The 15,542-nt window shown below is 43.7% G+C and carries 23 protein-coding genes and 1 pseudogene; 5 read left to right on the top strand and 19 right to left on the bottom strand.

The window, feature by feature from the left end; genetic code table 11:
• From G395_RS0122705 to G395_RS32225, 3 genes are all read right to left on the bottom strand, one after another.
• Window positions 1–270, bottom strand: a 270-nt coding sequence (locus tag G395_RS0122705) for a transposase (protein WP_026632175.1), incomplete at its 3' end; no start/stop codon positions are given.
• Window positions 271–363: 93 nt separating this feature from the next.
• On the bottom strand, window positions 364–888 hold the full coding sequence (locus G395_RS32220; protein ID WP_169720063.1) for an AAA family ATPase: 525 nt from the start codon (window positions 886–888) through the stop codon (window positions 364–366).
• Window positions 833–1,585, bottom strand: coding sequence for a sigma 54-interacting transcriptional regulator (locus G395_RS32225; protein ID WP_157486782.1), 753 nt, complete (start codon window positions 1,583–1,585; stop codon window positions 833–835). The genes G395_RS32220 and G395_RS32225 overlap by 56 nt, the downstream gene beginning before the upstream one ends.
• A 119-nt stretch (window positions 1,586–1,704) precedes the next feature.
• Between G395_RS32225 and G395_RS0122715 the strand changes: the two genes are divergently transcribed.
• Both G395_RS0122715 and G395_RS0122720 read left to right on the top strand, forming a co-directional pair.
• Complete coding sequence (locus G395_RS0122715; RefSeq protein ID WP_026632176.1) at window positions 1,705–1,965, top strand: type II toxin-antitoxin system Phd/YefM family antitoxin; 261 nt, start codon at window positions 1,705–1,707, stop codon at window positions 1,963–1,965.
• Window positions 1,947–2,228, top strand: a complete 282-nt coding sequence (locus tag G395_RS0122720) for a Txe/YoeB family addiction module toxin (protein WP_026632177.1) — start codon at window positions 1,947–1,949, stop codon at window positions 2,226–2,228. Before G395_RS0122715 ends, G395_RS0122720 begins: the two co-directional genes overlap by 19 nt.
• Before the next feature lie 112 nt (window positions 2,229–2,340).
• Here G395_RS0122720 and G395_RS0122725 read toward each other — a convergent pair whose 3' ends face one another.
• The 3 genes from G395_RS0122725 to G395_RS32805 form a co-directional block, all read right to left on the bottom strand.
• Window positions 2,341–3,969, bottom strand: coding sequence for a sensor histidine kinase (locus G395_RS0122725; protein ID WP_229204258.1), 1,629 nt, complete (start codon window positions 3,967–3,969; stop codon window positions 2,341–2,343).
• A 160-nt stretch (window positions 3,970–4,129) separates the two neighbouring features.
• On the bottom strand, window positions 4,130–4,495 hold the full coding sequence (locus G395_RS32800; RefSeq protein ID WP_229204259.1) for a response regulator transcription factor: 366 nt from the start codon (window positions 4,493–4,495) through the stop codon (window positions 4,130–4,132).
• Complete coding sequence (locus tag G395_RS32805; protein ID WP_229204260.1) at window positions 4,492–4,776, bottom strand: response regulator; 285 nt, start codon at window positions 4,774–4,776, stop codon at window positions 4,492–4,494. Before G395_RS32805 ends, G395_RS32800 begins: the two co-directional genes overlap by 4 nt.
• Window positions 4,777–5,258: 482 nt before the next feature.
• Between G395_RS32805 and G395_RS0122735 the strand changes: the two genes are divergently transcribed.
• Together G395_RS0122735 and G395_RS0122740 are read left to right on the top strand one after the other, a co-directional pair.
• Window positions 5,259–5,513: a helix-turn-helix domain-containing protein gene (locus G395_RS0122735; protein WP_229204261.1), complete on the top strand. Its 255-nt coding sequence runs from the start codon at window positions 5,259–5,261 to the stop codon at window positions 5,511–5,513.
• A complete protein-coding gene (locus tag G395_RS0122740; RefSeq protein WP_026632180.1) occupies window positions 5,510–6,736 on the top strand; it encodes a type II toxin-antitoxin system HipA family toxin in 1,227 nt (408 codons plus the stop codon). Before G395_RS0122735 ends, G395_RS0122740 begins: the two co-directional genes overlap by 4 nt.
• A 733-nt stretch (window positions 6,737–7,469) precedes the next feature.
• Here the strand turns inward: G395_RS0122740 and G395_RS0122750 are convergent.
• The 12 genes and pseudogenes from G395_RS0122750 to G395_RS0122805 all read right to left on the bottom strand — a co-directional run bounded on the left by G395_RS0122750 (window position 7,470) and on the right by G395_RS0122805 (window position 14,172).
• Entirely contained in the window at window positions 7,470–8,471 is a 1,002-nt protein-coding gene (locus G395_RS0122750; protein ID WP_026632181.1) for a saccharopine dehydrogenase NADP-binding domain-containing protein, read from the bottom strand.
• A 1-nt stretch (window position 8,472) separates the two neighbouring features.
• Entirely contained in the window at window positions 8,473–8,799 is a 327-nt protein-coding gene (locus G395_RS0122755) for a nucleoside triphosphate pyrophosphohydrolase family protein (protein WP_026632182.1), read from the bottom strand.
• A 59-nt stretch (window positions 8,800–8,858) separates the two neighbouring features.
• Window positions 8,859–9,323 carry a nuclear transport factor 2 family protein gene (locus tag G395_RS0122760; protein ID WP_026632183.1) on the bottom strand — a complete coding sequence of 155 codons (465 nt, stop codon included), beginning with the start codon at window positions 9,321–9,323 and terminating at the stop codon, window positions 8,859–8,861.
• Between the two features lie 79 nt (window positions 9,324–9,402).
• On the bottom strand, window positions 9,403–10,197 hold the full coding sequence (locus G395_RS0122765; RefSeq protein WP_026632184.1) for an SDR family oxidoreductase: 795 nt from the start codon (window positions 10,195–10,197) through the stop codon (window positions 9,403–9,405).
• An 88-nt stretch (window positions 10,198–10,285) separates the two neighbouring features.
• Window positions 10,286–11,071, bottom strand: coding sequence for an SDR family oxidoreductase (locus tag G395_RS0122770; protein WP_026632185.1), 786 nt, complete (start codon window positions 11,069–11,071; stop codon window positions 10,286–10,288).
• Window positions 11,072–11,117: 46 nt separating this feature from the next.
• Window positions 11,118–11,735: a hypothetical protein gene (locus tag G395_RS0122775; RefSeq protein ID WP_026632186.1), complete on the bottom strand. Its 618-nt coding sequence runs from the start codon at window positions 11,733–11,735 to the stop codon at window positions 11,118–11,120.
• Window positions 11,736–11,773: 38 nt separating this feature from the next.
• Entirely contained in the window at window positions 11,774–12,352 is a 579-nt protein-coding gene (locus G395_RS0122780; protein ID WP_026632187.1) for a TetR/AcrR family transcriptional regulator, read from the bottom strand.
• A gap of 75 nt (window positions 12,353–12,427) precedes the next feature.
• Window positions 12,428–12,699 (bottom strand): annotated as a pseudogene (locus G395_RS0122785) (helix-turn-helix domain-containing protein); the annotation flags it as partial.
• Window positions 12,663–12,839, bottom strand: coding sequence for a hypothetical protein (locus G395_RS32230; RefSeq protein ID WP_157486783.1), 177 nt, complete (start codon window positions 12,837–12,839; stop codon window positions 12,663–12,665). The pseudogene G395_RS0122785 and the gene G395_RS32230, both read right to left, overlap by 37 nt.
• 394 nt (window positions 12,840–13,233) lie before the next feature.
• On the bottom strand, window positions 13,234–13,419 hold the full coding sequence (locus G395_RS0122795) for a hypothetical protein (RefSeq protein ID WP_026632189.1): 186 nt from the start codon (window positions 13,417–13,419) through the stop codon (window positions 13,234–13,236).
• Between the two features lie 23 nt (window positions 13,420–13,442).
• On the bottom strand, window positions 13,443–13,742 hold the full coding sequence (locus G395_RS0122800; protein WP_026632190.1) for a hypothetical protein: 300 nt from the start codon (window positions 13,740–13,742) through the stop codon (window positions 13,443–13,445).
• A gap of 100 nt (window positions 13,743–13,842) precedes the next feature.
• Entirely contained in the window at window positions 13,843–14,172 is a 330-nt protein-coding gene (locus tag G395_RS0122805; protein ID WP_026632191.1) for a hypothetical protein, read from the bottom strand.
• Window positions 14,173–14,421: 249 nt separating this feature from the next.
• Between G395_RS0122805 and G395_RS30030 the strand changes: the two genes are divergently transcribed.
• Window positions 14,422–14,736, top strand: a complete 315-nt coding sequence (locus G395_RS30030; protein ID WP_051350334.1) for a hypothetical protein — start codon at window positions 14,422–14,424, stop codon at window positions 14,734–14,736.
• Between the two features lie 31 nt (window positions 14,737–14,767).
• On the opposite strand, the gene G395_RS30035 is transcribed toward G395_RS30030, so the two are convergent.
• Window positions 14,768–15,202 carry a Rossmann-fold NAD(P)-binding domain-containing protein gene (locus G395_RS30035; RefSeq protein ID WP_051350313.1) on the bottom strand — a complete coding sequence of 145 codons (435 nt, stop codon included), beginning with the start codon at window positions 15,200–15,202 and terminating at the stop codon, window positions 14,768–14,770.
• Between the last annotated feature and the right edge of the window lie 340 nt (window positions 15,203–15,542).

Consider the following 15,542-nt stretch of genomic DNA (forward strand, 5'->3'; position numbering starts at 1 on the left):
AATCATAGGATTAAAACTGGCATCCCGGTCGCGGGGCATTCTTATTTCTGACTCGCCATAGCTGGTTTTAACCCTCTTTTTTCCATAGCCATTGCGGGAGTTATTATTGAGCGACTGTTCATGCTTGTCATACCCCAAGTGCCCATCCAGCTCGCCTTCCAGCATCTTCTCAATGCCCCGCTTCTGCAACTGGCCAAGAAAGTCATTGAGCGTATCGCGGCTCTTGAACTGCTTTAAAAAATCATCAGTCAACAAATCTTCTGGTCTCATAAAATGTGTTTTGTTAAAAGTAAAAAATCGGAGTTACAAACCCCGATTTAAACTTTACACAGATTTTGAAATAGTGTCCTATAAATAGCGCGATTATTGGTCATCAAATACCTCGTAAGATTCGAAAACCAAGTTAAGGGACGTAACATAATCTACGAATCTGTCTTTTATCGCTTTATTTAGATCTCGCATATTATCATATTTTGTAACATTTATTGTTCCAACAATCTCATTTCTAACTGAGTCTGATAACTCTGTATCAAACTTAGAGTTATAGTTGGATATAATACTGGCGACCCTAAAATCCACAAACTTCATCTTATCTTCTGTATATAGCGTAGTAAATAGACCCTTATAATCGAAGCGTGAACGTAGTTCCGGAGATATTACATGTTTAAAATCGTCCTTATTGATGTTGGATGTAAAGACAATTATGAAACCGTCCAAATCAATTTCATCTGCCATTGAGCTTACCATTTTTCCGTTTTCTAAAACATCTAGGAAATAGTTAAATAACGTAGAATTTGATTTTTCAAATTCATCAATCAAAATTAATCCAGTGTCAGATTGTTTTACTCGCAAAAATATCTCGCCTTCCTCGCTTCCTATTATAGCCACGTGGACTACCAATTAGTGAATTTAGCGAATTATCACTACTATAATTACCGAAGTTAATTTTAGCTAATTTGCTTTTTCCTCCAAGACTTTTGTGAATTGCCCGTGCCACTTCTGTCTTTCCTACACCAGATTCGCCCATTAGAAAAAGCGACAATATCTTGTGTTCACCTAACTTATTAAAGATCCTGAAATTTGTGATCAAATCTTTAAATTCGTCCTTGAATTTGTCATGCCCATATAATTCATTACTAAATCTTTCTAAGAATCTCATGATCTGATCATCACAGAGATCCACCACCCGAGTATGACCGGATTTCGAATCAGCATTGACCTTTACATTGTCATCTGAACTAATCATTTCGGTTCCTCGCTCCAACACTATGTCACCAAATGAGGCGAAGCAATATCGCAACTCAAAGACGAGCAAGTCACGTTTAGATTCATCCGCAATGAACGTAACATCTTCGTCAAAGCGGTTAATAAAAAGCTCTCCATTGTATTGAATGTCGGCACCAAGTGTCGTAATGGCACTTATATCTACTATGTATGCGTAAGCATCTAATTCATTCGCACTCGACGTACCCCTTAAAAACTCAGATATAGTAATAATCGTGTATCCTCTGGCCTCCTGTTGCTGACGATATAGCTCAAAATTGGACCGATTAAAAAAAAGCAATTCACGGCTGGTCGGGTTCATCTTTATCAGAATTAGGAAGTTTAACCATCTGCACTATACCAACTAGACGTCAATATCTCTCTTTAGCAAGTTCTTTTGCTAAAATTAATCTATCTTCGTGTACACAAATTCGTACACCCATGAGAATCATAACAGCCAGGGAGTTTCGGGGGAAGCAGAAGGATTATTTAGATCTTGCAGAGAAAGAACGGGTGATTATTCACCGGGGAAAGAATAAGAAGTCAGTTTTACTCACGCCAATTGATGAAAGTACTGAAACTGATGTCTTTTTTTCGGACCCGCAAGTGTTAAATGCCATTAAAGAAGGTATTGAGGACGTGAAGGCTGGAAGAGTGACTTCCATTCGCGACCTTAAAAACATATGGGCAGATATTCTGTAACCTTCTCCGACAGAGCAAAAAAAGACCTTTCATTTTTACATAAATCCGGCGGCAAGTCACTCGTAAAACGCATCGAGCGCATTTTCGAAGAGCTTGGCGAAAATCCTTACAGCGGAATCGGCAAGCCTGAGCAACTCAAAAATAATCTTTCCGGACTATGGTCGCGGCGCATTGATAAGAAGCATCGCCTTGTTTACCAGATCATTGAAGAAACTGTTACTGTCTTTGTAATTGCTGCGCAAGGACATTACGACGATAAGTAGCTGGGATATTGAATCACCCCACCCTAACCCCAATCAACTCCACCCCCAGAACCTCCTCAATCCGCACAATCGACCTTGATAGTCTGTAATAATGACCTTAGTTACGTCTTAATCAATAGTGAGAAAATGGCCGGATTGCGATAGGCAACGAAATCATAATAGACGTTCCTTTGCCGGCTTCGCTTTGCCACATGACGTGACCGCCGAGGTAGGCAATGCGGGATTTAATGTTAGCCATACCACTTCCGGTTGATAGCAGATTATCGAAATCAGCTCCCAGGCCATCGTCATCTACACTAATGAGGGTTGTTTCTTCATTGACCATCAGCTGGACCGTCACCACCTGGGCGTGTGCGTGTTTCAGAGCGTTATTGAGCAACTCTTGCACGACCCGGTAAATCATCACGGCAGCTTCATCCCCCAAAGGTGGCATTTCGCCATAATGGTCTAAAATCAGGTTCGTTTGATTAACCAGATTCAGTTTTTGGACCAGATCTTCCAGCGCCGGAACCAGGCCAAATGTGGACAGCGCATACGGGCGCAGATCGTTTGAGATCAGCCGGGTTTCAGCGCATGCTTCATCCAGAAACTGGTTCAACGGTTCTTTGACGGTTGAAGGCAATTCTTCCTGATGCGCTTCAATGAATAGTTTAATTCGGGACAGTTGAATTCCCAGACCATCGTGTAGATCACGAGCAATCCGACTCCGTTCGCCTTCTTGACCTTCGATCATGGCACGTAGCGATTTAAGCTCCAATTGCCGAATCTGTTGCTGGGCGATGACCGTGTGTTGATGATCAATCAATTTTTGCTGACGTCTTAGATACGCAAGTGTAAATACGCCTATGATACTGATTATAAAGCCAATAAATAGCGCAGAATTCAATACATTCTGATTGCGACTTTTTTCTTCAACCAGTTGTTTTTCAACTGCCAGCGTTTTGATCTGACTATCCAGTTCCTGCAAACGAATACTTTTTGTTTGTTCGGATGCGTAAAACTGGACTGTAAAATCGAGCGTTTTTAACGACCAATCGTATGCATTTTTATAGTCGCCCAGACGGGAATAGCTATCTGCCGTGTGCCGCGATAATTCCCGCATCATGCCCAGACTATTTTCAGCCTTCGATAAGTTGTAGCTCTTCTGGTAGGCTTCAATAGCCGCCAGACTATGATCTTTAAACTGCTCAACCAGGCCCAGGTACAAGTGATTTAAGGCAATTAACCAGTTGACTTTTAATCGGTTTGATATGATCAGACTTCGGCTTGCAAAATAGTGTGCAGAATCCGGCTGCTTGGCGCGAGAGTATGTATTAGCCAGCAGACTTAGCGCATACGCCTGAGAATAGGGTTGGTTGTACTTTACGCTAAGCCGCTCGGTTTCGCGCAGGTGTGTTTTCAAACCGGGCGGCATTGGTTCTACATGTTGCGCAATATTGTGCAAACCCAATCGAGATTCGATGACTTTGGGCATGTTATGGGTTCGCTCAAAATATTGCTGGGCTTTTTTGAGATATTGTTCGGCGTAAGCATGCATGAAGTAATCCTGGGTGTAGTAGTCCCCTATTACCAGATACTGATTAAAATATCCGAGCGAGTCGCCCATCAGGCTATAGTATTTCAAACTACTAAAGTAGGAGTCCATCGTGTATTTGTTGTATCCGTACTGCCGATGGTATAGTCTACCCAGGGAATCGTAAGCCTTTGCAGCCTGGCTGTAATGCTTGTCCTGTACTAACATTTCAATCTGTCTTTTTAAGCTATCAACAGACGTCGTGTCCGTTACCGCCTTGACGGATTGAAACCCGCCTGTTAGTATAACTACGAAAAGGAAAATGATCCGCCAACCAGACCGGGGAGAACAGCATTTCATGAGCATTACCTGTAATGACAAAATAGAACTAATCAATCATTTGCATCTCCATAGCCGTCTTTATCAGCAGGGCTGTGTTAGGAACACCGAACTTCATCAGTAAACTGGATCGGTGAAATTCAATTGCTTTGGCGCTCACAAATAACTGAGTGGCCATCTGCTGCGTTGTTAATCCCTGCGCTATGCGGGTCAGCACTTCTGATTCGCGAGGGCTTAGGTGTGGTTTTGCGGCGATGCCGGCCGTTGACCTTCTGGTCTTGGGGCTATCGTTCAGCAGAATTTGCGTGATTGATTCATTAAAATATTGCTTCTCATGGTGGACCGCCTGGATGGCCTGTAGCAACTCCGTTTTTGTAGTATTCTTCAACAAATAGCCTTTGGCCCCTTTTTTCACGACCGTTTAATGAGACTAGCGTCGTCGTGCATAGTTAATGCTACCACTTTCGTTTCCGGGTACGTACGGCATATATACTCACAAAGCCCAAGGCCGTCTTCAATGTAGGGAAACGAAATATCAAGCAATACGACATCGATCGCGGTCTGGCTTAATCGCTCAATAACTGACTGCACCGTGTAGCAGCGCTCATTCACTCCAATATCCAGTGATCCTGAAATAAGCGACTCGATGCCTTCAACAAAGACATTATGGTCGTCGGCGATGAGGACTCGTATCATTTATATGTTTTCAGTATAAACTTATATCTATCCATCGAAAGTACGACGAATCAGCCGTGAACATAAATCAAACAGTTCCCATCTTGCAAATCTTAGGCCTTTCCGACTTGTAAATTCAAACGAAGGACAATTATCGTCAATGGAAGATGATGCTATTGTAATCTTGATGATAGCGGTCGCTTAGCTTGACAGCATATGCGTTTTTCTTAGAGCATTGTGGTCAAGTAAATGACACACAAAACTTGACATTCATTTCTCAGTTTCCTATGAGCCACATTTCCATCAAGGGTATTTGCCTTTGTTTAAAAACAGGATCTAATACTTATAATTTCACTTTAAACCATCTAAGTAAGCTATTCTTCGCTTTCAATCAGCTATATTTGTGATACAATAGTATTAATTATTAAGTTATAAAGGCAATAAGTACTATAATGATATCACTTATATCGCCATCAAAGGCGCTTCATAAACTTGCAGAAAATGTGAGATCCAGGCGCCTAAGTGCAGGTCTTACTCAGGAAGGTCTTGCCGAGCGTTCAGGCGTTGCACTACCAACTCTAAGAAAATTTGAGCAGAAAGGGATCATCTCTTTAGAGTCATTTCTTAGACTCCTTTTGGTTGTAGGCGGCATCGACGAAGTGATTGAGGCTATCAAGCCTGTAAAACCAACTTTCTCTTCAATCGATGAAGTGTTGAAGGAAGAGACTTCAATCCGTAAACGAGGTCGTCGCAAATGAAACGACTTATCACAGAACTCAAAGTAAGATTGGATTTCGGCAGCGAAATTCTACCGGTTGGGCGTTTTGCGATTCGCGACCACACCATTTATTTTGAATACGAGGCCTCATTCATTCAAAGAGGGTTGGAGATTTCACCATTACGATTGCCTCTCAAAACAGGCGTTACCGCTTTTGAAACAAGACCTTTCGAAGGATTGGCGGGTGTTTTCAGCGATAGCCTGCCCGACGGTTGGGGTCGTTTATTATTTGACCGCCTTTTGCGTTCTCGAAACATATTGCCGTCCGATATTACTCCACTGGATCGTTTGGCGCATGTGGGGTTTCACGGAATGGGAGCCTTAGTATATGAACCGGACTATAGTCTGTCTGATATAGAAGATGACTTTATTAATCTGGATCAACTTGCTCAGCAAGCCGGTGAAGTTCTTACGGGAAGTTCAGAAGAGATCATTCAGGAGCTACTTTCTTTAAATGGATCATCTGCCGGGGCAAGACCCAAAGCGCTCATAGGGGTTGATGAGACCCGTCAGAATATAACCCATGGTGCAAAGCAACTCGCCGATGGATTTGAGCCCTGGCTGATCAAGTTCCCGAATTCTCAGGACGGACTTGATTCCGGCGCAATTGAATACGTTTATGCTCTGATGGCAAAAGAGGCAGGCGTTGTAATGTCAGAAGCTCATTTATTTGCAGCTAGCACAGGATGCGGATATTTTGCGGAAAAACGCTTTGACCGGGATGGTACAAAACGATACCACATGCATACGGTAAGCGGGTTATTGCATAGTGATTTCCGGACACCATCATTAGATTATGAAGATTTACTGACACTGACTGGTCAGCTTACGAAAGACATCCGGGAAGTTGAGAAAATGTATAGACTGGCTGTATTCAATGTCCTGGCACATAACCGGGATGACCATGGTAAAAACTTCAGTTTTCTAATGGATGATAAAGGGGAATGGAAGTTATCGCCAGCTTATGATCTGACGTTTTCTAATGGCCCAGGGGGAGAACAAAGCACAATGGTAATGGGAGAGGGAAGAAATCCCAGCGACAAGCAGCTTATAAAGCTTGGGCTTGAAGCGGGTCTGTCCAAAGCTCTTGTAGATGAAAGTATTGCACAAACAAAGGCTGCTTTAGGGCAGTGGAAGACTTTGGCAAAAGAATACCGTATAAGTCAGACAAATATAGATTTGATAAATAAAAGGCTGGCATGAAATGGATGGTATATCCATTTCATGCCGATATTAACGTACTCACGTTCGAGAAGCCCATACTCTTCCATTTCAATTCGCTACAACAGGCTATCTAAATAGTCATAGTGTTGCATTATGACCTTACGTTTAGGTAAAAACTTGGCACGGTCATAAGCACGGTCAGTAGTGCTTTTAGGTGCATGTGCCAGTTGCCTGTCAGCAATTTCATGTAAATAGCTAAAGGGAAGGAAAACCAAGGTGCCCAAGAGTACTGAAAAATCACCCAATTAATTTCGGACTTTTGGATAGACAAAATCTATCTGACGCATTCTCATCAGGTATTTATTTGCATCAAGTTCGCAGTTGATATTCTTAGCCGCCTAAATGGCGACGCCCCTGTTTGAAAGGCTGATAATTGATGATATCTAAAAACTGGTCAAAGAACCGGTCTGTAAAGACACAGAGATAGCCGGGGTGCCGCTCATTTTGCGGCTCAAACAGATAAACCATATTAGGTCGGAAAAACAGAATCCCACGGTTCAATTTTAGTATTTTTCAGCGTAATAAACACGGCCACGACCATGATGAATGCTTATCTCGGAAATGCCTTTCCTATTATAGGGTAGTAGTTAAAACGCTGATCGCCTGCTGGCACGCGGATCACCTTTAAAGCACCGTCTATTAACTGTTTTTCCAGAGCTTGGATCCTTTCATAATGTACTAGTCAATTAGGGACAGTACAGGAATCCCTGATTTAAAAGTCAATTATCTCAACGTCTAATGTCTTTAGTAGCGCCGTTCCATACACCGAACCAGGCGATTGAAAGCCAACTTTATAAAAGCCGTTCACTACCCGCGAGACAATATCGACCGCTGACTTGACGGTGGGCATATAACCGGCAGGCATAATTGCCATGGATCTTACCAGCAACCCATTTGCGCCCATCACTTCTGCAAGGATTTTGCTCTGCGGCAGATTCTCGCCGGCAGCCTTTTGACTGACTTCCTTTATAGTATCTGACGGCCCTGTACTGGCGGGTAAAGCCATCTGAAAGTACTCTTCTATATTAATGATCCCCGTTGACCGGTAACACAGCACTACACCTCCTAATGGTGTGGGCAGGCACTCTTCAGGGCCATCTCCAAAATCAAATTCGGCAGTACCAGCCTGTGATAACTGCTGAACCAGCCCATTCCTTCTTACCAGTACCCCCGCATTAATTATGTTAGCACTGCTGGCGATTGAACCAGGCGTAAAACCACCGCTGTATTTGAAAGCGGCACGCAGGAAAATGGGATCCTTAATCCGACCGGCTGTATGTAAGACAAGAGGATCATAGGTAGCAAAGAGCCCCGCCCCCGAGAGGATCATAATACCCGCAGTCGTTGCTTCTGAACCTTTGGATTCGGCCAGCCTGTAAATGTCAATCTCGGCAGTAATGTCAACATAATGTACTTTGTGACTTATACAAGCCTGCATGGCCAGCTGCGCCGTTTCGCTGAAAGGCCCCGCAACATTGAGCAAGCAAGTTTTACCTAAAAGGGCTTTTTCCCAGCCCGATTTATCATCTACTGAAAAAACATGGTACGGCACATTTAATTCCAGAGACAATGCTAGAAGTTTGTCCCTGTCTCTGCCTGCAATTTCAAAATTCAAGCCGCGCCTGACGGCCTGGTAACATATCATTGTTCCGGTATACCCCGTTGCGCCGTAAATGAGCAGTTTTGCGCCTGCGACTTCGTTTGATAGTTCCATATCATTTTTTTAAAAGTTTTTCGGTACTGGATAGAAAGTCATCCAGTGATGTTTTAATATCAATATTCATGCGGTCAGCCAGGATAATCAACCACCAGATGCTTTCACCTAATTTGTGTGAGAGTTCATTTTCCGGCCTATCGCCTTTAGGCCAGCGTCCTTGCTGGGCCATCGTTAACCTGCCAACAAGCCCGGCATCCGTCAGAAATGCCAGCGCATCTTCTTCAACCGACCACTCGCTACCATGGTGTTCGAGTTCTAATTTGTGGTATAATTTCCTGATAACGAGTGAACGGGTTACCACATCGCTAAGATTTGAATCTTTCATAGCCTTAGTTTAATATTAACTTACAGTACAATGGCGGCTATGCATACTGCCCCCCCTATTTAATGCCTCTCGCCAGTTCGGCCTTCTGAGCTTCCTGCTTTGGCATGATGAGAAATATCACCTAACAACGTTACAACGAGCTCGCGGCTCTCAAAAAGCCAGGTGCCATCAGTCAACCGGAACTGGTCATGGTACCGGCCCGTCAGTATAGCCTGTAATGGAAAGTCTTTATCGGTATTCTGTTGAAAAAGTGTTAGATACGATACGCTTGATGCAACGGAGGCTGCTTCATTGATATCCAACACGATATTGGTTGTAACGTGCGAAGTCCTAAGGGTCCCATCCGGATAAACTTGTAAATTCTCGCTCAGGTGTTTTTCAACCTGTTCTTTTCCTTTCGGTGAATTAAAAGAAGTAACAAGTGTTCCGTTGGTAAATAGCTCGCCAACTTTTCCGAACTCCACATTGTCCATATAATGCGTATATAGTCCGATTAAATTCAGAATTGCTCTTTCGCTGTTCATTTTATTGATATGAATTACTTAATTATAATGCGTGACCAAGGCAAGCTTACCGCTCAGCGCTAATTGAACAGGCATAAGACTAGATCGTTGGAATAGCTCCTCCGTCAATAATATAATTTGTGCCGGTAATGTAAGAAGCCCTGGGGGAGACTAAAAAACCAACAAGCTCAGCCACATCCTGGGGGCTTGCCATTCTTCCCATGGGTATGCCACCAAGGGTATTCATTAAATTCTGTGTGGTTATCTCAACGCTCAATCCTAATGATTCCGATAAGGACTGCAAATACATATCCATCGTGTCGGTTTTTACCATACCGGGGGATACACTGTTTACGCGTACACCCTGAGGCGTTACTTCCTTAGAAAGACTTTTACTATAATTATTTAAGGCGCCCTTGGCAACCGCATATGCGCCTAGCGATTGGTACAGGGGCAACATTCCGCTCAATGAAGAGATATGGATAATGACCCCGCTGTGCTGCTGCAGCATCTTGGGCAAAATCGCCCGGTCAATGCGCACAGGTGCAAGTAAATTTAACTGTAAGTCATTTTCCCAGTGCTGATCTGTCAGCACGCCAAACCCACCTGATGGACTGCTAGAACCACCCATATTATTAATCAGTATGTCGACAGTCCCGAATTTCTCATTGATGAGCCCTACAACCCTGGCCGTTTCCGAGGGAACAATTAAATCTGCTGCTATAAAATGATAATTTAAATCTGGCTCATCAGGTTGATTCCTGGCCGCTACAATTACGGTGGCTCCTGCCTGATGCAGCCTGTCTGCGATTGCTTTTCCGATCCCTTTTGTTCCGCCTGTGACAAGGGCAATTTTGCCTTGTAATTCTGGGCTGCTTGTTTGATTGTTTTCCATTTGCTGCTTGCTACCTATATGAAACGTTTGTCTCATATAGGGTTAAAAAGTTTATCAGATTGTTTATTTTTGAGCTGCGCCTACCTTTTTAAAAAACAGTAGGTATTGTTCCCCCATCTATTACGACGTTGCTCCCGGTGATGTAGGAGGCTTTGGGTGAAACCAGAAACCCTATCAGATGCGCTATTTCTTCCGGCTGGGCGAGTCTGTTCATTGGTACACCTCCCAGACTGTCCATGACCAGCTGGGCTGTCTCGTCCAAGTTTTTTCCTATTGAGGAGCCGTAGCTGTGAAGAAAACTTTCCATGGCGGTGGTTTTCACCATGCCCGGTGAGACGGTAATTACGCGCACACCTTTGGATGCAACTTCATTAGCCAATGCCTTGCTGTAATTGTTAAGGGCTGCCTTGGTTACACCGTAGGAGAAATTAGAAGCATAAAGCGGTAACTTGCCATTAAGGGAGGAGATATGGATAACCACGCCAGTGTTACGCTCGATCATCAGGGGAATAAGCGCCCGGTCCAGTTTAATGGCTGCCAAAAGATTCAATTGCAGATCATCTTCCCAGTCCTGATCAGAGAGTACACTAAAACCGCCTGCCGGCGCGGATGTCCCGCCCACATTATTAATTAAAATATCAAGGGCGCCATATTCTTCTAAAATTTTGTTTGCTAACCCTTTATTATCTTCCGGCTTGGTAAGGTCTGCTGCGATAAAGGCGTACTCCGGATTTGCATCAGGTCTGCTTCTTGCTGAAATAATCACGGTGGCTCCCAGGCGAGCGAGCTCATCTGCTATCGCTTTGCCTATGCCTTTTGTTCCCCCGGTGACTAGCGCCACTTTCCCGGTTAATTCATTTGTTGCTGCTTCCATTATCAATTGTTATTATTGAAACATTTGTTTCAGATTTGATTAAAAATTATTGTTGCTTTGCTACGGGATCGCGTAGGATCGTTTGAAGATGTGCCTGACTTTCTCCGACCTGGAAATCTGTCAGATGAATTTCATGATGCATGCCGGATTTTTTAAAACCGTTGTCGGTGGCAAATCGTTGCAGCACAGGTAGCGTTTGCAATTCCCCGGCAAAAGGGCCTGTATGTAAAAGCTGGACACTAGTTCCTGCTGTGTAGGTGAAAAGTTCAAAGCCGCTGGCGAAGGCAATATCTTGTCTTTGCTGTGCCGTTTGTGCAATGGCTTCACTCGTAATAAAATCAGGAATACGGATCGCAATCCGGTAACGGAGTAGGTCTAAATTTACTGTTGTATAAAAGCGGCCGATATCGACAAACCCAACCTTCTCCGGATTAAACCAGTAAAATATTTCCACGATCCTGCTTGTAAATGCATGATCAGTGAGCGCAGAGTTCTTCTCCAATGCAATGATAAATTCTTTTATGGCCGCTTTCTTTTCATAAAAAGCGGTAGTCCCAGGGCTTCCTTCTCCAAGAATTGAAACATAGCTGGCTTTTCCTATTTCGATAACTTCTGGCTTTTCGGTTGCCGTGAAATAATCTTTGTAGTGCTCATGTATATTCATAGTTCTAAAACATTTGTTTCAAATTTGTTAAAAAAATTTTACAGGCTTATCTGCTGCACAAGGAAAGCTGCCATCTTCTTGATGCGCGCCTTATCCTTGTGGATGATAAACGACTCGTGCCAACCCGTAAAGTGGTTGATGATATAGTCCGTTAACATGGCTGCGTCCTGGCTTACTTTGATTTCTCCTTTCTCTATAGCCCTTTCCACCAGGGTGATCAACAAATTATAAGTAAAATCATTGTCCGCTTTTATGATCTGCTGCACCTGCTTATCAGTTGAAGCTACTTCAAATGTCGTTTTAATGGCTAAGCAGCTAGTAGGTTCATTTGTAATGGCATGAGCGGATGATTGAATAAATTTTTCAATTGCTTTTAATGGCGATTTGATCGGTTCCAACTGCTTCAAAGCAGCTCTCATTCTTGACTCAGTAAAATGCGTTAAGCTCCGGATAAAAAGTTCGTGTTTGTCGCCGATCGTATTATACAGGCTACTGCTGTTAATACCCATCGCCTCTGTCAGATCTCTCATCGTAGTGCCGTTATAGCCTTTTCTCCAAAAGACATCCATTGCCTTGGAAACCGCTAACTGTTCATCAAATTCAACATTCCTTGCCATGCCCTAATTTACAAATGAGACACAAATTAAGTTCAATTCTGAAACGTTTGTTTCTTTATTGGCTGTTTTTTAATGCTAGTTGTTAAATGATTGCCTGAATTCCTGTGGTGAGATTTTTGTTTTACTCTTAAAAAGTTTATTGAAAGACTGTGGTATTCGAAGCCAAGCTGATAGGCTATTTCGGCAATGGTCAGATTGCTCGTGCTTAAAATATCTTTTGCCTTCTCGATGAGCTTGCCGTGGATATGTTGTTGGGTGGTCTGGCCAGTGAGCGAGCGAGGCATGTCACTCAGGTAACGCTGGGAAACGTTCAAATGGTCGGATAACTGCTGTACTTGGCCGAAACCTCGATTACCTTTTCGGCAAGTTTTTTTACTATCTTCTTGATGGCTTGCGCCAGTTTTTTATCATCGGCTTTCGTGTTCCTTAGTTTGTCTTGAAGCGAATCTGAAAGATCTGCAGCCAGTAGCTTTTTTTTACGTTTCATAGGTTGTCAGTTTGTTGAAGACGAGTACTCACAAAAATACGGCTTAGTCGCCGGCAGGCAATGTTAAGTTTCATGAACCTAATGCGATATACGTTATAATTTGCACCTCGTGTAGATTTCGCCATTGTTCGCATAATAAGGCAAGAAGTAATGACAATGCAGGAATGGCATCATGTTCCTACTGCCCTTATGCAATATTACAGCGGGATCCTTAGACGGAAAAAATGCCGCAGGCAACTATTACATTGATAGATCTTAGATGGGAAAAATGCATTCCGTGCAGACAAGGGTCGGACGCGGTGAGAAACGTCCTTGGACCCGCAGTAAGGACAGGTTTTGCTAAATGAAATCATAATTCAGCTGATTGCAAATATACTAACATGTCAGGATCTATTTACTCCCGAAAGGTCTGTGGCCAAAAGGGTTGGATTTGAAAGAAGCTTTGCTTTTCGACGATCAAAAGCTGACTATACACAGCGGCCAATGATTCCCCCATCTGTTCTGGCAGGTCCATTTTGGTAAAGTATCCCGGCCCTGCCTGCTCACTGTCTTGCTCTGGCTGTGGTATCTGATCGTCCATGATTGTTTTTTGGGGTTATATGTTTACAACAGAACTGACGAAGTTGTGATTTGACTGAATTCGGCCATAACCTGCTCGAATTGCTGTTCAGATATACCACTAGCCTCTATAACCCGGTCCTTCATCACTTTTCGACCATCTGTTGCAAAGCCATATCTGGGCAAACCAAGCGCTAAAGGGCTAAAAAAAAGGTCCTGCTTTCGCTGTCTTATCCAGATCTCGACAAATGGCTCAATGGCGGTCTGGACTGGCGGATAATATCCTCTTACAACCATTTTAACTTGATTGCCCGTAGCCATTGTGAAAATTTTCTCATAGACCATATTGATAGGTGTGTGGTGGCAAGGGTAAATTTACACAGAAGTTTTTAGGCAAACCACCCCTTAACAATATGATAAATCTGGGGAGTGCTCCATCGCAAAATTAGGCGACCATATAAGTGATCTTATCGATGATCGTGTAAAGGATATTATCCGGATCGGCGGATTGGTTCAAAGAAAAATATTCAGCGCCGGATTTGAAATGGCTATTGACATAGACCTTCGCCTGGCGTAGTGAGGGGAAGTGTTTTTCATTATTGTCAACTGCTTCAAGCGCGCTGCCATCGCCAAGCCGCTGCTCGATAAAAGCCACATCCTGACTGTATATTTGATTGGTAATGCAGCAGTCGTAGACAGCATAATATGTGCTCCTTGTTTTGGTTGCAACAGCCTCAAATCTGCTGCTAGTGACCGGGTGTAAAGTATTTGCCATAGTTAATCAGAAAAGACACAGGACAATGAACTGGGATCTTCTATAATAGGCTCAAAAGGAAATATTGGGATGGTGTCATAATTAGCACAAAGTTAACAAACGGAGATGAACCGTAACATTAAAAATATGCGGGCCACTAGTCGGAGACGGGATCTGTGCGAAGCGCTCAACATATTATCTTATCATTAACAGCGTCTATTGGCCGCTTTTGCCGTTATTTTTGCCACTTCAAGAATTTCAGGCAGCAGCATGACACACGAAAAAACTTTGATCTTGCAGACGGGAAGGTGCGTAAAGGTGATCACCCAAGTGGCAAACACAATGAAACCCGGGGAAATGGAAATTAATGTTTTGATCAAAGACCCATCCGACACCCAGTACCGCCCTCCTATTGGCCTGAGCCATCCCAAGTATTGGAAGCTTAAAAGAATGGGCGCTGAAAAATCCAAGCAGCTGCAAATCGAGTATAGTGGCTTGACAGAAAAGCAGCTTCGCAACGTGGTCAAAGAATTCAGATTGAGTGCTACGCCCCTGCCTGCTGAACATGAAGATGCACATACTTAATATCAATCGCCTTTTGGAAATGGAACGCCAGTTACGGCTTCACAAAAGCTATAAACTTTTGCTGGAGGCTTGCGTCGTCTGCCTGTCTCCGGTAACGGCTTTGCCTCTTATGGTGAAAATACTGCCCGCTTACCAGTGACTGATCGCCACCCCCAGCTAACCACACCTGGGTTTCAAAACCTTTTGCAAGATTATCAGGCGCTCCGGGCCCACCCATCTTTGTAGGCACCCACCCCGGGTCCACGGCATTTGCGTTGACATCTGCCCACTCGCGTGCAACTGACATAGCCAGGAGAATATTGTGAAATTTCGAGTCGGAATAATTGGCATGTGGATTATCTGCGTTCAGCCCAGAAAGGCTTGGGTTACGCGCGTGAAGGACCACATTATGCCCCTGACGCACGAGCGCATTTGCAGCCAACTGCCAGAGCCCATCCACCGAGCCCGACATGAATATCCTTGCCATAAGCGTTGCGTAATTTCTTTCCGAGGTTATTTATTTAATGCAGGTTACAATTTTAGTGCCGGTTGCGCATCAAAAAGGCGGACTATTACAGTCCGCCGCACAATCTGCAACAAAGAAGTGGCCGCATTTTCGGCGGGTACTTCCAGGTGGTTATAGGATAAACCAGTTTTCGGCACGCTAAAGCCTGCCATTGCTTTGCAATCAGCCTTTGTGGATAGGTTACAGCAAATATTTTGCTACGGAAAGGCTCCGCATCCGGAAGACCGGACCCTGCAAAGGGCTGAATGAGATTGCAGCTTCAAAAGTAAAGTAAGCAAGCAGACGTCCGGCAAAGTTAAGA

It is taken from the genome of Dyadobacter alkalitolerans DSM 23607, assembly GCF_000428845.1.
Classification (GTDB): Bacteria; Bacteroidota; Bacteroidia; order Cytophagales; family Spirosomataceae; genus Dyadobacter; species Dyadobacter alkalitolerans.

Coding starts and splice junctions, on each gene's coding strand:
- G395_RS32225 (WP_157486782.1), bottom strand. CDS start 1,585: ATGAACCCGACCAGCCGTGAATTGCTTTTTTTTAATCGGTCCAATTTT.
- G395_RS0122775 (WP_026632186.1), bottom strand. CDS start 11,735: ATGAATATACATGAGCACTACAAAGATTATTTCACGGCAACCGAAAAG.
- G395_RS30035 (WP_051350313.1), bottom strand. CDS start 15,202: ATGGCAAGGATATTCATGTCGGGCTCGGTGGATGGGCTCTGGCAGTTG.
- G395_RS0122725 (WP_229204258.1), bottom strand. CDS start 3,969: ATGTTAGTACAGGACAAGCATTACAGCCAGGCTGCAAAGGCTTACGAT.
- G395_RS0122805 (WP_026632191.1), bottom strand. CDS start 14,172: ATGGCAAATACTTTACACCCGGTCACTAGCAGCAGATTTGAGGCTGTT.
- G395_RS0122750 (WP_026632181.1), bottom strand. CDS start 8,471: ATGGAACTATCAAACGAAGTCGCAGGCGCAAAACTGCTCATTTACGGC.
- G395_RS32805 (WP_229204260.1), bottom strand. CDS start 4,776: ATGATACGAGTCCTCATCGCCGACGACCATAATGTCTTTGTTGAAGGC.
- G395_RS0122740 (WP_026632180.1), top strand. CDS start 5,510: ATGAAACGACTTATCACAGAACTCAAAGTAAGATTGGATTTCGGCAGC.
- G395_RS0122770 (WP_026632185.1), bottom strand. CDS start 11,071: ATGGAAGCAGCAACAAATGAATTAACCGGGAAAGTGGCGCTAGTCACC.
- G395_RS0122765 (WP_026632184.1), bottom strand. CDS start 10,197: ATGGAAAACAATCAAACAAGCAGCCCAGAATTACAAGGCAAAATTGCC.
- G395_RS0122720 (WP_026632177.1), top strand. CDS start 1,947: ATGGGCAGATATTCTGTAACCTTCTCCGACAGAGCAAAAAAAGACCTT.
- G395_RS0122800 (WP_026632190.1), bottom strand. CDS start 13,742: ATGGTCTATGAGAAAATTTTCACAATGGCTACGGGCAATCAAGTTAAA.
- G395_RS0122760 (WP_026632183.1), bottom strand. CDS start 9,323: ATGAACAGCGAAAGAGCAATTCTGAATTTAATCGGACTATATACGCAT.
- G395_RS32230 (WP_157486783.1), bottom strand. CDS start 12,839: ATGAAACGTAAAAAAAAGCTACTGGCTGCAGATCTTTCAGATTCGCTT.
- G395_RS0122715 (WP_026632176.1), top strand. CDS start 1,705: ATGAGAATCATAACAGCCAGGGAGTTTCGGGGGAAGCAGAAGGATTAT.
- G395_RS30030 (WP_051350334.1), top strand. CDS start 14,422: ATGACACACGAAAAAACTTTGATCTTGCAGACGGGAAGGTGCGTAAAG.
- G395_RS0122780 (WP_026632187.1), bottom strand. CDS start 12,352: ATGGCAAGGAATGTTGAATTTGATGAACAGTTAGCGGTTTCCAAGGCA.
- G395_RS0122755 (WP_026632182.1), bottom strand. CDS start 8,799: ATGAAAGATTCAAATCTTAGCGATGTGGTAACCCGTTCACTCGTTATC.
- G395_RS0122795 (WP_026632189.1), bottom strand. CDS start 13,419: ATGGACGATCAGATACCACAGCCAGAGCAAGACAGTGAGCAGGCAGGG.